8 protein-coding genes and 1 pseudogene are annotated in these 12,535 nt (G+C 69.4%); 3 read left to right on the plus strand and 6 right to left on the minus strand.

All coding sequences use genetic code 11. The features are described from left to right. Positions 1-29: 29 nt before the first annotated feature. Together ACWC97_RS07285 and ACWC97_RS07290 are read right to left on the minus strand one after the other, a co-directional pair. On the minus strand, positions 30-1,784 hold the full coding sequence (locus tag ACWC97_RS07285; RefSeq protein ID WP_450647929.1) for an Ig-like domain repeat protein: 1,755 nt from the start codon (positions 1,782-1,784) through the stop codon (positions 30-32). 295 nt (positions 1,785-2,079) lie between these two features. Next, positions 2,080-3,903 (minus strand): phosphoenolpyruvate carboxykinase (GTP), encoded by a 1,824-nt coding sequence (locus tag ACWC97_RS07290; protein WP_450647931.1) that lies wholly within the window; start codon positions 3,901-3,903, stop codon positions 2,080-2,082. Between the two features lie 212 nt (positions 3,904-4,115). Here ACWC97_RS07290 and trhA point away from each other — a divergent pair, with 212 nt between their 5' ends. After that, positions 4,116-4,814, plus strand: a complete 699-nt coding sequence (gene trhA, locus ACWC97_RS07295) for a PAQR family membrane homeostasis protein TrhA (RefSeq protein ID WP_450647933.1) — start codon at positions 4,116-4,118, stop codon at positions 4,812-4,814. Between the two features lie 118 nt (positions 4,815-4,932). Here trhA and ACWC97_RS07300 read toward each other — a convergent pair whose 3' ends face one another. Beyond that, positions 4,933-6,948 carry a thioredoxin domain-containing protein gene (locus ACWC97_RS07300; protein WP_450647935.1) on the minus strand — a complete coding sequence of 672 codons (2,016 nt, stop codon included), beginning with the start codon at positions 6,946-6,948 and terminating at the stop codon, positions 4,933-4,935. 204 nt (positions 6,949-7,152) lie between these two features. Between ACWC97_RS07300 and ACWC97_RS07305 the strand changes: the two genes are divergently transcribed. Both ACWC97_RS07305 and ACWC97_RS07310 read left to right on the plus strand, forming a co-directional pair. Continuing rightward, on the plus strand, positions 7,153-7,719 hold the full coding sequence (locus ACWC97_RS07305; protein WP_450647937.1) for a Uma2 family endonuclease: 567 nt from the start codon (positions 7,153-7,155) through the stop codon (positions 7,717-7,719). A gap of 533 nt (positions 7,720-8,252) precedes the next feature. Further along, entirely contained in the window at positions 8,253-9,419 is a 1,167-nt protein-coding gene (locus ACWC97_RS07310) for a hypothetical protein (RefSeq protein WP_450647938.1), read from the plus strand. Between the two features lie 1,374 nt (positions 9,420-10,793). Here ACWC97_RS07310 and ACWC97_RS07315 read toward each other — a convergent pair. The 3 genes and pseudogenes from ACWC97_RS07315 to cas5e all read right to left on the minus strand — a co-directional run. Continuing rightward, positions 10,794-10,949, minus strand: a pseudogene (locus ACWC97_RS07315) (DUF255 domain-containing protein); the annotation flags it as partial. A 90-nt stretch (positions 10,950-11,039) separates the two neighbouring features. Beyond that, positions 11,040-11,708, minus strand: coding sequence for a type I-E CRISPR-associated protein Cas6/Cse3/CasE (gene cas6e / locus ACWC97_RS07320; protein ID WP_450647939.1), 669 nt, complete (start codon positions 11,706-11,708; stop codon positions 11,040-11,042). Next, positions 11,705-12,535, minus strand: coding sequence for a type I-E CRISPR-associated protein Cas5/CasD (gene cas5e / locus ACWC97_RS07325; protein WP_352273424.1), 831 nt, complete (start codon positions 12,533-12,535; stop codon positions 11,705-11,707). Before cas5e ends, cas6e begins: the two co-directional genes overlap by 4 nt.

A 12,535-nucleotide genomic window follows, 5' to 3' on the forward strand; every position in this document is an offset into this window, starting at 1 on the left:
CGGGGCAGGCCCCGGCAGGGTCCCGCGCGTCAGTTGCGGACGCGCACCGTCGCCGTGGCCGTCGAGCCGGCGTGCAGCTCGTCCCCGGCGTAGCCGATCTCGTACGTCACCTGCCCGGCGGCCCGGGGCAGGTCGTTGACGGTGAAGGTGCCGTCGGCGGCGACGGCGGCCGAGGTGAGGGTGCCGGTGCCCTTCCGGTCGGTGCGCACCACGGAGACGGTGATCCCGGCGGGGAGCGCCCGGCCCTGTCCGGTGAGGGTGCCGGTGATCGTGAGGCCCTCGCTCTTGACCGCCTCCGCCGGGGCCCGCAGGGTGAGCGCGGTCGGGGCCTTGGCCACCGTGACGGCGAGGCCGACGTCCTCGGCGGGGCGGTGGGTGACGTCACCGGTGAAGGAGACGGTGTAGGTGGCGTCCCCGACCAGCGTCGGCACGTCGAGGACGGTGAACGAACCGTCGCTGTCCACGTCCACGGCGGCGAGCTTCCGGTCGCCGTTCGCGTCGTGCCGTACCGCCGTCACCCTGACCGGTTCGGCGGGGGCGGGCCCGTCCAGCTCCAGCCGGCCCCTGATCCCGACCGGTTCGCCGACGACCGGCTGCCCCGGTGTGGTGGAGAGCCCGCCGGTGAACCGGGAGTCGTACTGGGCGGCCGGGGGCTTGATGATGTGCAGCCAGTACTCGGTGGCCGACTGGTTGGTGGTGACGGCGAACAACCGTGATCCGTCCGCCGACCAGCCCAGCCCGCGCGGCGCGACCCGGTCCCCGTCGAGCGCGCCCTCGAAGACGAACTCCAGCGGGGCCCGGCCGGACGCCGGGTCGGCGGGCTGCACCAGCAGGTCGGGCGTGCTCCCGGTCGCGCTGGCGCCCCGGGCGACGTACCTGCCGTCGCCGCTGAACGCCACCGCCGACGCCTTGGCCCCCTCGGGCAGCGGCTGGTACGGGACGGGCGCGTCGGACAGGTCGGCCGCGTCCAGGAGCCGGGTGCCGTACGCGGCGTCGGCGACCGCGATCCGGCGCCCGTCCGGGGACTGCGCCACGTCCTTCATGTCGAGGCCGCCCTGCCCCTGGGCGTCGGCGAAGCGGCGCTCCGGGCCGCGCACGAGGGTGTCGCCGCTCGCGTCGAAGTAGGTGACGAAGGGGTTGGTCTCGGTGGCGGTGCGGGTCTGCGCCATCAGCAGCCGGTCCGGGACCTCGGGGTCGCTCTCCAGCCGCAGTCGGCTCGCCGCGTTCCACCCGGTGTTGACCGACGCGTTGCCCGCCGACCCGTAGAGCGTGCTCCGGAAGGCGGCGCAGTCCGTTCCGTTGTACGGCGTCTCGGCGTGCCACTCCTTGCCCCCGGCGAAGGCGACGTCGCGCGGGCAGGTCGGAGCGGTCGCGGTGGAGACGCCGCCGGTGCGCTCCCAGGTCTCGGTGGAGAAGGCCAGGACGGCCGAGGACTGCGAGACGTAGAGCGTCCCGCCGTCCGCGCTCAGCGCCATCCCGGACGGGACGGTGCCGACGGCGACCGATCCGGTTCTTTGGCCCTGGAAGTTGTAGATGTGGACCTCGTTGTTCGTGGTGCGGTCCCGGCCGTCCGTCACGTAGACGCGCTCGTGCACCGAGTCGACGACCATCGCCGCGAACGAGGACATCGGCAGCTTGGCCACCGTGTCGCCAGGTGCGGAGGCGGGCCCGGAGCCGTCCGCGGCGTGGGCGGAGGGCGGCGCGAGCGCGGTGAGTCCCGCGGTGCCGAGGGTCAGCGCGGCGAGCGTCGCCGCGATGCGTACGGAGTGCCTTTTCCTGCTCAACTGGATCCCCCACAGACTCTGTTGCCCCGGCCGACCGCGCCGGAGCCGATGTGAAGGATCATCGAAGCGTTGTGAAGGTCCGGTGCACAAGCCCTGGGCGGACTTCGGGCGATCCTCGGGCGTTCACCGCGAAACGCCGGAATGGCCGGAAAGGGAACGACCCCCGGAACCGTGAGGGGGTTCCGGGGGTCGTCGTACCGCGGCGGGCTGTCGGCCCCACAGGTCAGGGCGGATGTCCGGGGCCCGGCCGCGGGGGTGTGCGGGCGCGTCCCGCGCGGGGCGCGCCCGGGGAGCGTCAGCCCAGGCGCTCGACCAGCGCGTGGTACTCGTCCCACAGCTCCTTGGGCGTGTGGTCGCCGAAGGTGTTGAGGTGGCCGGGGACCAGCGCCGCCTCCTCGCGCCAGACCTCCTTGTCGACGTCGAGCAGGAAGTCCAGGTCGTCCTCGGAGAGGTCCAGGCCCTCGGTGTCGAGGGAGCCCTTGGCCGGCAGGACGCCGATCGGGGACTCGACGCCCTCGGCGCGGCCGTCGAGACGGTCGACGATCCACTTCAGGACGCGGCTGTTCTCGCCGAAGCCGGGCCACACGAACTTGCCCGCGTCGTTCTTGCGGAACCAGTTCACGTAGTAGATCTTCGGGAGCTTGGACTGGTCCTTGTCCGCGCCGACCTTGATCCAGTGGTTCATGTAGTCGCCCATGTTGTAGCCGCAGAACGGCAGCATGGCGAACGGGTCGCGGCGCAGCTCGCCGACCTTGCCCTCGGCGGCGGCGGTCTTCTCGGAGGCCACGTTGGCCCCGAGGAAGACGCCGTGCTGCCAGGTGAAGGACTCGGTGACCAGCGGGACGGCGGAGGCGCGGCGGCCGCCGAAGAGGATGGCCGAGATCGGCACGCCCTTCGGGTCCTCCCACTCCGGCGCGATGATCGGGCACTGCCCGGCCGGGACGGTGAAGCGGGCGTTCGGGTGGGCGGCGGGCGTGTCGGACGCGGGCGTCCAGTCGTTGCCCTTCCAGTCGGTGAGGTGGGCCGGAGCGGTCTCCGTCATGCCCTCCCACCAGACGTCGCCGTCGTCGGTGAGCGCGACGTTGGTGAAGACGGAGTTGCCCCACATCGTCTTCATGGCGTTGGCGTTGGTGTGCTCGCCGGTGCCGGGCGCGACGCCGAAGAAGCCGGCCTCGGGGTTGATCGCGTAGAGGCGGCCGTCCTCGCCGAAGCGCATCCAGGCGATGTCGTCGCCGATGGTCTCCACGGTCCAGCCGGGGATCGTCGGCTCCAGCATGGCGAGGTTGGTCTTGCCGCAGGCCGACGGGAACGCGGCCGCGACGTACTTCGCCTCACCCTGCGGCGGGGTGAGCTTGAGGATGAGCATGTGCTCGGCGAGCCAGCCCTCGTCACGCGCCATGACGGAGGCGATGCGCAGCGCGTAGCACTTCTTGCCGAGCAGGGCGTTGCCGCCGTAGCCGGAGCCGTAGGACCAGATCTCGCGGTCCTCGGGGAAGTGCGAGATGTACTTGGTGGAGTTGCACGGCCACGGAACGTCCTCCTGGCCCTCCTCCAGCGGGGCGCCCAGGGTGTGGACGGCCTTGACGAAGAAGCCGTCGGTGCCGAGCTCGTCCAGCACCGCCTGGCCCATGCGCGTCATGGTGCGCATCGAGACGGCGACGTAGGCGGAGTCGGTGATCTCGACGCCGATCGCGGAGAGCGGGGAGCCGACCGGGCCCATGCAGAACGGGACGACGTACATCGTGCGACCGCGCATCGAGCCGCGGAAGACGCCCTTGTCACCGGTGAAGATCTCCCGCATCTCGGCGGGGGCCTTCCAGTGGTTCGTCGGACCGGCGTCCTCCTCCTTCTCGGAGCAGATGAACGTGCGGTCCTCCACCCGGGCGACATCGCTCGGGTCGGACGCGGCGTAGTAGGAGTTCGGGCGCTTGCTCTCGTCCAGCTTGGTGAACGTGCCCTTGGCGACGAGCTCCCCGCACAGGCGCTCGTACTCGGCCTCGGAGCCGTCGCACCAAACCACCCGGTCCGGTTCGGTTATCTCGGCGATCTCGTTCACCCAGGAGACGAGCTCCTGGTGGTCGGTGGGAAGAGTGGGGGGAGCCGCGATGTCGCGCGCCACGATCGCTCCTTGTTGAGGGTGTCTGCTTGGTAGTTGCCCCGTGGGGGCTGCGACCCGGATGCTTCTACCCCTTCGAATCCCGTTGGCGCTCATCCGGTGCCGACCGCACTCATTTGATCATCCGCCCGTTCCGCCCATATGTCCAGGGGGCCGCACACGTGAGCATCGCCACTTGTATCGGTTACCTACGGTTGCGTAGGTACGATGCGGGGATGACTGCTGCCGCTGCCGCACCCGCGCCCACCGGGCCGGAATCAGCCGAGTCCGACGTCCTTCCCGTGAAGCCGCGGCTGCGCGGCTGGCTGCATGCCGGGATGTTCCCCGCCGTGATCGTCGCCGGGGTGGCGCTGATCGCGTTCACCGACAGCTCCCGGGGCCGGATCGCCTGCGGGATCTACACCCTGACCGCCTGTCTGCTCTTCGGCGTGAGCGCGCTCTACCACCGGGGCACCTGGGGTCCGCGCGGCGAGGCGGTGCTGCGCCGCCTCGACCACGCCAACATCTTTCTGATCATCGCGGGCACGTACACCCCGCTGACCCTGCTGCTGCTCCCCGAGTCCACCGGGACGCCGCTGCTCTGGGCGGTCTGGGCGGCGGCCGCGGCGGGGATCGCCTTCCGGGTGTTCTGGGTCGGCGCCCCGCGCTGGCTGTACACCCCGTGCTACCTGGCGATGGGCTGGGCGGCGGTCTTCTTCCTGCCCGACTTCATGCGGACCGGCGGGATCGCCGTCCTGGTGCTGGTGGTCGTCGGCGGGCTGCTCTACAGCGCCGGCGGGGTCATCTACGGCATCAAGCGCCCCAACCCCTCGCCGCGCTGGTTCGGCTTCCACGAGGTGTTCCACTCGCTGACCCTGGCGGCCTTCGTCGTCCACTACGTCGGCATCTCGCTGGTCGCCTACAACCACCGCTGACCCGTCCCGCGCGGGCGCACCGCCCCCTCCTGGGGGGCCGGTGCGCCCGCGTACTCGTTCCGCGACAGGGCCGGCCGGCCGAGAGCGGAGGCGCTTCCCCGCCCGCTTCCCCGCTCCGCTACCGTCGCGCCCCGACCTTCCGGGCCAGCTCGGCCGCGTCCGTCGTCGGCGCGTCGCACACGAAGTGCCGGCAGACGTACGCCGTCGGCACCCCGCCCACCATCGGCCGGTCCGCCAGCAGCGGGAACTCCGCCCCACCGGTCTCCCCCGCCGCGACCACCGCCCCCGGCGCCGTACCCAGCAGCGCCGTACGGTGCAGCTCGCCGCCGACCGGCCCGGCGACCGCGATCTCCCGCACCCCGTCGAGCTGCGCCTCGGCGGCCGCGAGCCCCCAGCCGACGAACCGGGGCGCCCGGGGCCCCAGCGCCTTCACCACGCCGAGCGCCCGCTCGGCCGCGGTCCGGTGCGGTTCGGAACCGGTGTGCGCGGCGTACGAGAGCAGCGCCCCGGCCGCCGCCGTCCAGCCGGCCGGGACCGCGTTGTCGGTGGGGTCCTGGGGGCGGCGGATGAGCTGCTCGGCGTCGTCGGCGGTGTCGTACAGCTCGCCGCCCTCGCCGGTGAAGTGCACGAGCACGATGTCGAGGAGGAACCCGGCGAACTCCAGCCAGGCCCCCTCCCCGGTGACCGCCGCCAACGCGAGGAAGCCCTCGGCGACGTCGGCGTAGTCCTCCAGCACCCCGGCGTTGTCACCCGACCGGCCGTCCTTCGAGGTACGGGTCAGCCGCGCGGTGTCCCCCATGTGGACCCGTACCAGCAGGTCGGCCGCCTCGGTGGCGCGCTCCACCAGGTCGGGCCGGTCGAAGTAGGCCCCGGTCTCGGCGAGCGCGGCGACGGCCAGCCCGTTCCAGGCGGCCACCACCTTGTCGTCCCGGCCGGGGCGCGGGCGCGCCTCGCGGGCGGCCAGCAGCCGGGCCCGGACCCCGGCGACCCGCTCCGCGTCCGCCACCCCGCCCCCCGCGAGCCGGAGCACGGAGGCCCCCTCCTCGAAGGTGCCCTCATCGGTCACCCCGAAGTACTCGGCGGCGAAGGCGGCGTCCGCCTCGCCGAGCACCTCCCGCAGCTGTTCGGGCGTCCACACGTAGTACGCGCCCTCGGTGTGCCGGCCGGCCGCGTCCTCGCTGTCGGCGTCCAGCGCGGAGGCGAACCCGCCCTCGGCGGTGCGCAGTTCACGCACCATGAAGTCGGCGGTCTCCAGGGCGATCCGCCGGGCCTGCTCCGAACCGGTGGCCCGCCACAGATGCGCGTACACCCGGCAGAGCAGCGCGTTGTCGTAGAGCATCTTCTCGAAGTGCGGCACGACCCACTCCCGGTCCACCGCGTACCGGGCGAACCCGCCGCCGAGCTGGTCGTAGATCCCGCCCTCGGCCATCGCCCGGCAGGTGTCGGCGGCCATCTGGAGGGCGCCCTCGGCGCCGGTGCGGGCATGGTGGCGCAGCAGGAACTCGACGGTCATCGACGGCGGGAACTTGGGCGCCCCGCCGAATCCGCCGTACCTCTCGTCGTAGTCGCGGGTCAGCCCGAGCAACGCCTGCGACAGCTCCTGCTCCCCGGGCAGCCCGTCCCCGCCGCCGACCAGCGAGCGCCCGCCCAGGTCCCGCACGATCCGCGCGGCGACCTCGGTGACCTCCCCCCGCCGCCCGCCCCAGGCGGCCGCCACCCCTTCGAGCACCTGCCGGAAGGACGGACTCCCGTGCCGCGGCTCGGGCGGGAAGTACGTACCGAAGTAGAACGGCTCCCCGTCCGCCGTCATGAACACGGACATCGGCCACCCTCCCTGCCCGGTCGCCGCCTGCACCGCCTCCATGTACACCGCGTCCACATCGGGCCGCTCCTCGCGGTCCACCTTGACGCAGACGAAGTGCTCGTTCAGGTACGCGGCGGTGGCCCCGTCCTCGAAGGACTCGTGCGCCATGACATGGCACCAGTGGCACGAGCTGTACCCCACACTCAGAAACACCGGCACATCCCGCCGCCGCGCCTCCGCAAAGGCCCCCTCCGACCACGGCCACCAGTCGACGGGGTTGTCGGCGTGCTGAAGCAGATAAGGCGAGGTCGTACCAGCCAACCGGTTCATACGCCCCAGCCTCTCACAGCGTCTGGCACCACAGACGAATCCCTGACGCGCCCGCCTCACATGGCCGAATCGCACGTGTAAGCCATCGCGTGGTGGGCGACTCCTGCCCCTTCACCGCCGGGCGAACCGGCATCTCGGAACAGTAGGCTGGGCTCAGCGGAACCGGATCTGCCGAGGCTCCTCGAAGCTCGAAGGAGGTACACCATGTCCGCCGAGATGGTGGCGCCCGCGTGGATGCATACGCAGATCAGCGCGGAGCAGTACGACTCCTGGTCCGAGGAGCAGTGCGCCGGCATCGAGATCGTGGACGGGATGGTCGTCGTGAGCCCGAGCGCCTCCAAGCGCCACAACCGGCTGGCCCGCATCCTGGCCAACGCCCTGGACGCCGCCGCGGGCCCGGACTGGAACGCCGACACGGACTTCGACGTCCGCCTGCAGGACGTTCCGCTCACCAACCGCCGTCCGGACGTCGTCGTCTACCGCGCAGAGACCATCGACCTCACGCCCACCCGCCCCGAGCACGTACTCCTGGTGGTCGAGGTCGTGTCGCCGGGCTCGGAGACCACTGACCGGATCGTGAAGGTCGACCAGTACGCCCAGGCTGGCATCCCCTTCTACTGGCGGATCGAGCAGGCTGCCACTGGCGTCCCCATCATCTACACCTACGTCCTCGACCCCGCCACCAAGGCATACCGGGACGGCGAGATGTTCACCGGCACGGTGAAAACTGCCGTGCCATTCCCTGTCGCCGTGGACCTGGGAATCATCTGACAACACTGAGCATTTTCAGCATTTCCTCACCAGGGTGAGAACGGCTTTCGTGCTGACTCATGCGGTCGGGGCTGATCCGGGATCTGCGGAAGGCCGCACAGGGAAGGCACTCTCAGATCGATGCAGACGTGTGCACTCGTCCCGATGGAATCTGCAATGGACAGAGCACGCTCCGGATGAAGCCTGCCAGCCTGAGATGACACGAGACAGAACGCTTCACCCGAAGCACATCTGCGAATTCCGAACGCTGCAACCTGTGAGCGCACCGGAGGGGGCACCTCGTGACAGCGGAAGGGACCGTCGCTGACGCGCGAACCACCGAAATGAGAGAGGCGCTGCAAAACGCTCTAGCCATCTCCGAGCGTGCCGTTCAGCGGCGCTCACCTGCTGGTACAGGAGGTACTCAAATACCTCATCAAGCTGACGATGGCTGCGCTAGCGAAGCCGCACCGACCGTGTCGCTCATTCTCGAATGCAGACGACTCTGCTTTGCTGTCTGCAGCGAAGCGAGATCGCTTACAGGAGGGAGGCAGATGAGCCAGCCACGGAAGAAGAAGGAACAAAGCGCGTCGCGCCACCAGCTCCCCACGGTGCGCACGCGCACCGCTGATCAGCTACAAGTTGCGCTCGCTGTCGGACGCCACATGGGCGTCTTCACTAGTCGGCAGTTGGAGGTACCAGGCGTTTCCGATCACCGAAAGGGACTGGTGATCGCATTTCTGCATTCTTGCGGTCTGCTGGTGCGCGGCGGCGGACGGGGCATCTACCGTGCTACGCCAGCAGCACGCAAGATCGCGGAAGCGTGGGGACACAGCGAGGCTCTCGGACGCCGCGAACTGGCGATCTTGCTGGCCGGCACTTGGTTCGGCAAAATCGCCCGCGAGGCACTCGGGGAGTGTGGCGGTCAGCGCGTCGCTCTGGCAAATCGCTTGCTGGCTGCCGCGCGCGCGCCGGAGGATCGACGCGGCGAGGCGGAGATCCTCATCATGTGGCTGCTGGAAGCCCGGCTGCTCCTTCCACTGCGCGAGGGATATGTCCGCTGGAATACCGACGCCCACGCCGCTCCGCCGGCTAAAGCGGCAGAAACAGCGATGGCAGTGGAGCTCAAGGAAGACGCAAGGGACGCCTGTGATAGCGAGCAGCACCTCGACGATTCCTCGGGCGACAAGCTCCCAGGAACATCGCAGCAGGTGGATCCCCAGTCTGCCAATACCAAGTGCAACTCACACGATGCGGGCGCTAGTCGAATGCTTGCAGCAGATCCGGTTGCCGCCTCCATCCCTGGCCCCACCCAGCCTGATCCAAATGGCCAGCCGGACACCGCCACCCTGTCTGAGGGAACCGCGCCAGAATCTCTTCCTGAATGCACCTCCACCACGGTCAGCCGAGCCGGGATCGCCGAGAACGAGATGCTCGACAGTCAAGACGCCTCGGACGCCTGGCCGACGCCGGATGACGCATCCGCCTTGCAAGGCGAAGTGATCCCGCTGCAGACAGCCAGGAGCGTTGGCGGCCAACCAGCCCACCCGTCGTCGCAGCTGGCGGAGCTCGCTCACCTCGGCGAACTCGCCGGGCGACCCATCATGCTGCACGAATTGCTTCAACTCAGCGAAGAAGAGCTGCTCTCCGTGTATCGAGGACTGCGCCACTTCGTCGACGTCACTACAGGCGCCAGCAGAGGCGGCGACACCAAGCTCTAGTCCTCGCTAGCGACCGCCCCGAGAAGAAGAAGCCCCGAAAGCGGGATCCTGGCGGAGAAGAGCTCCAATTCTACCCCCGCCAGGATCCTCCCATTCACCACCAACAGGGATACAGTCCCAGAAGGGGGCTTCAGAATGCCCTCATCCAAATCGAGAGCCATCCACCACGCTAGTAAAAAACGACTCCAAAACCAAGACGACTCACGTTATCGAGCACTCCTTTCGCACCCTCTACTGAGCGGCTCGCCTGCTGCTCATAGCGCGGGCAGCAGAGAAGGAGCGATGCACCGAGGAACATTCGCGGGTTGGGCTGTCTGCGCCATCCTGGTCGACTCTCGGACTCGAAGCTGTCGACGCCTGTCGCAGCCCCGGCATGCCCCCTCGGCGGCCACCGGCCGACCAAGGCTCAGAAGTAAAAGCTCACTTCGATGTTCACCCTCTTGGAACCTCTCTTGCCCGACAGCCCCTACGCCGCCGCCCCCGGATGGGTTGAATGCTCCGCGAGCCTGCGCCAGGTGGTCGACAGCCGAGGAAGCGCGGCTCCTGAGCACGGGCACTGCGCGGAAGACCACAACAACACGTTCGCGCCCCCATCACGTTCTCGAGGTTGGAAGGTGCCGGGCGAGCTCATTTCCCGCACCAACCTGTCGTCCACGCGGCCCGGACCGGCCAAGTCCCTATCGCCTCCGCCGCTCCGGGAGAAAGCACCCCAAGGCTGATTGCCTCGCCCAGAATCACACGGGCACTTGGGTGCTGCCATGGATGTCGGTCGCCGGGCTCCTCTCCGTTTTGACCGGTCTGCTCGCATACGCGTTTGTCAGCCGTTCCGCTGTTCCGGAAGCAACTGCGTGGCTCGCAGGTATCTCCGCTTCCGCGGCGGCTGCCAAGATCCTCCTCACTGTGCCCGGGGCAATCAAGGCGTTGAAGGACCTGCGGCCCTGACATCCCTCGTCGCCGCATGAGCAGACACAGCCTCTGCGGCCGAGACGACGGCGAGGCCCGTTCGCTCTCCGGACGGGCCTCGCCTGGCCTGTTGTCAAGCGGCAGGGTAACAACCACCGGCACAACCTCTTCATGGTCAAGAACTGCAAGTCTGCAGAGACGCGCGCTCCTCAGCACTGACCGGAGAGTGCAGGTACATTGATGACGCAACGTCGGTGATTCACCGCCATGCCTGCCCTATGTGTTCACGCTCTCCCATCACTGCGCCGGGGGGGACCAACGCTGGATACCCCAGAGGCGGCCAAAGCGCCGGTAACTGCGGCTACTTGCGATGGCCATCGATCTTCACGCACAAATCTTACTTTCAGTGCCTATCACTGCACCGTAGGACATCGCACCTGTTCGACGCTTACAGGTTCAGCAAGTGCACTGGCACCAGTGGCACGAGCTGTACCCCACACTCAGAAACACCGGCACATCCCGCCGCCGCGCCTCCGCGAAGGCCCCCTCCGACCACGGCCACCAGTCGACGGGGTTGTGGGCATGCTGCAACAGATACGGTGACTGCGCTTCGGCAAGGTGGTTCATGCGGCCACCCTCGCACGATCCCGATCTGTCGACCCAGCCCGCAGGGGCGGGTCCCGGAGTCGGTCCGCCGAAAAGGGCAGTCACCCGCGTCTACTCCCCCGCCCGTAGCGGCGCGATGGTCAGCAGCCCGCACCCGTACGCCCGCCCTTTTCCGACGCCACCGGTCATCGCGGCTCGCAGCGCATCGGGATCGACGATCTCCGCGGTGCCTTCGAAGCGGACCCGGTGATGACGCACCTTTTGGGCGCCGCTGCCCTTTCCACGGCGGCCAACAGCCGCGTCCAGCGAGTGGGAGAGGTGTGTGTGAATCTTGAGACCGGCGATCTCTGCCCGCCGGTGCCACCAGTCGTCGGCATGGCGGCCTTGGAGGGCAACGACCGAAGGCAGGTTCGTGTACAGCTCCCGCGTGGTGCTGCTGGGGCGACGGATGGGGTTGGCGTCGCAGCGGTAGGACAGGAGGCGGCCGTGCGCAAGGGCGTCCAGAAGCGGCTCGATGCTGCGGGAGGCCACGCCGACCGCGTACCCGCCCGGAAGCCGTTCCGGGGCGATCTCCTTTTTGCTCTGGACCAGGAGCACGGCCTTTCGCTCGGTCCGTTCGACCCGGTGCAGTACGCCGAAATGTCTGCGTGGCTCTTCGAGTTCGGGGAGGTCGGGGAAGAGAGACATCACGCGCCGGTGCATGGCCACGGCGTTGCGCAGTTCCTCGCGTACGTCGGTCCGGGACGTGTCGAGAACGAGGCGGGCGAGCCAGGTGGTCATACGGCGGCCTCCGGACCGTCGGGCGAGGGCACGGTGGCGGGGTTCAGATACCGGGCGAGCTCTTCCAGGTAGTCGACGCCGAGCTTGTTGGTGTACAGCTGCTCGGGCGGGTGCCAGGAGCCCCGGTAGAGCCGACGGGTGCGGAAAGCACGCCGGTGCGAAGCGGTGTCGACCGGTTCGTCCTGTACCTCGGAGCTGGGGCGGGAGCCGTCGTCGGTGTCCTCGGGATGGCGTGGGAGCCAGCCGAGGGGGCGGTCGGCGAGCAGCGTCACGGCAGCAGAGGTCCGGGACCGCGCGGGCAGGGGAAGCCGCAGGAGGCCGCCGAGGACGTCCGCACTGCGGTCGAGCAGAACGGGGCCCTCGGGCGGGCAGCCGCGGCGGCCCAGGTACAGGGGCCAGCGCGGAGTGGTCAGCGCGTCGGCGCAGCGGTCGAGAACCGCCTCTTCCGGGCAGGTGAGCGCACAGACGAAGGCGGCGTCGGCAAGGTAGAGGCGGTGGCCGTAGAGAGTGGATCTGTTCTCGCCGCGGTTGCCGCCCTTGGCTGTTCGGACGGTGTCCTTGGGGGCCAGGCCGCCACCGACGGTGTGCAGGTCGCGCAGCACGTAGCCGGGCCGGTCGATGCGCACGGTGAGTCCCAGTCGGCGCAGGTCGCTGTTGTCCTGCCCGCGGGATCGGCCCAGCGCGCAGGACAGCAGGCCGAGCACGCCCGACTTGGTGGGGAAGGAGGCGGTGTCACGCTCTTCGGTGAAGTGGCTGCGCTCTCCCCAGGATTGCAACGGCGCCGCGAGGCGCAGCAGCAACCCGGGCTCCCGAGGTGGCTGTGGCAC

This window comes from Streptomyces sp. NPDC001108 (assembly GCF_053598535.1).

Excerpts from the sequence above, each read along its gene's own strand:
- ACWC97_RS07310 (WP_450647938.1), top strand. The coding sequence starts at position 8,253 with ATGAGCCAGCCACGGAAGAAGAAGGAACAAAGCGCGTCGCGCCACCAG.
- trhA (WP_450647933.1), top strand. The coding sequence starts at position 4,116 with ATGACTGCTGCCGCTGCCGCACCCGCGCCCACCGGGCCGGAATCAGCC.
- cas6e (WP_450647939.1), bottom strand. The coding sequence starts at position 11,708 with ATGACCACCTGGCTCGCCCGCCTCGTTCTCGACACGTCCCGGACCGAC.
- ACWC97_RS07305 (WP_450647937.1), top strand. The coding sequence starts at position 7,153 with ATGTCCGCCGAGATGGTGGCGCCCGCGTGGATGCATACGCAGATCAGC.
- ACWC97_RS07300 (WP_450647935.1), bottom strand. The coding sequence starts at position 6,948 with ATGAACCGGTTGGCTGGTACGACCTCGCCTTATCTGCTTCAGCACGCC.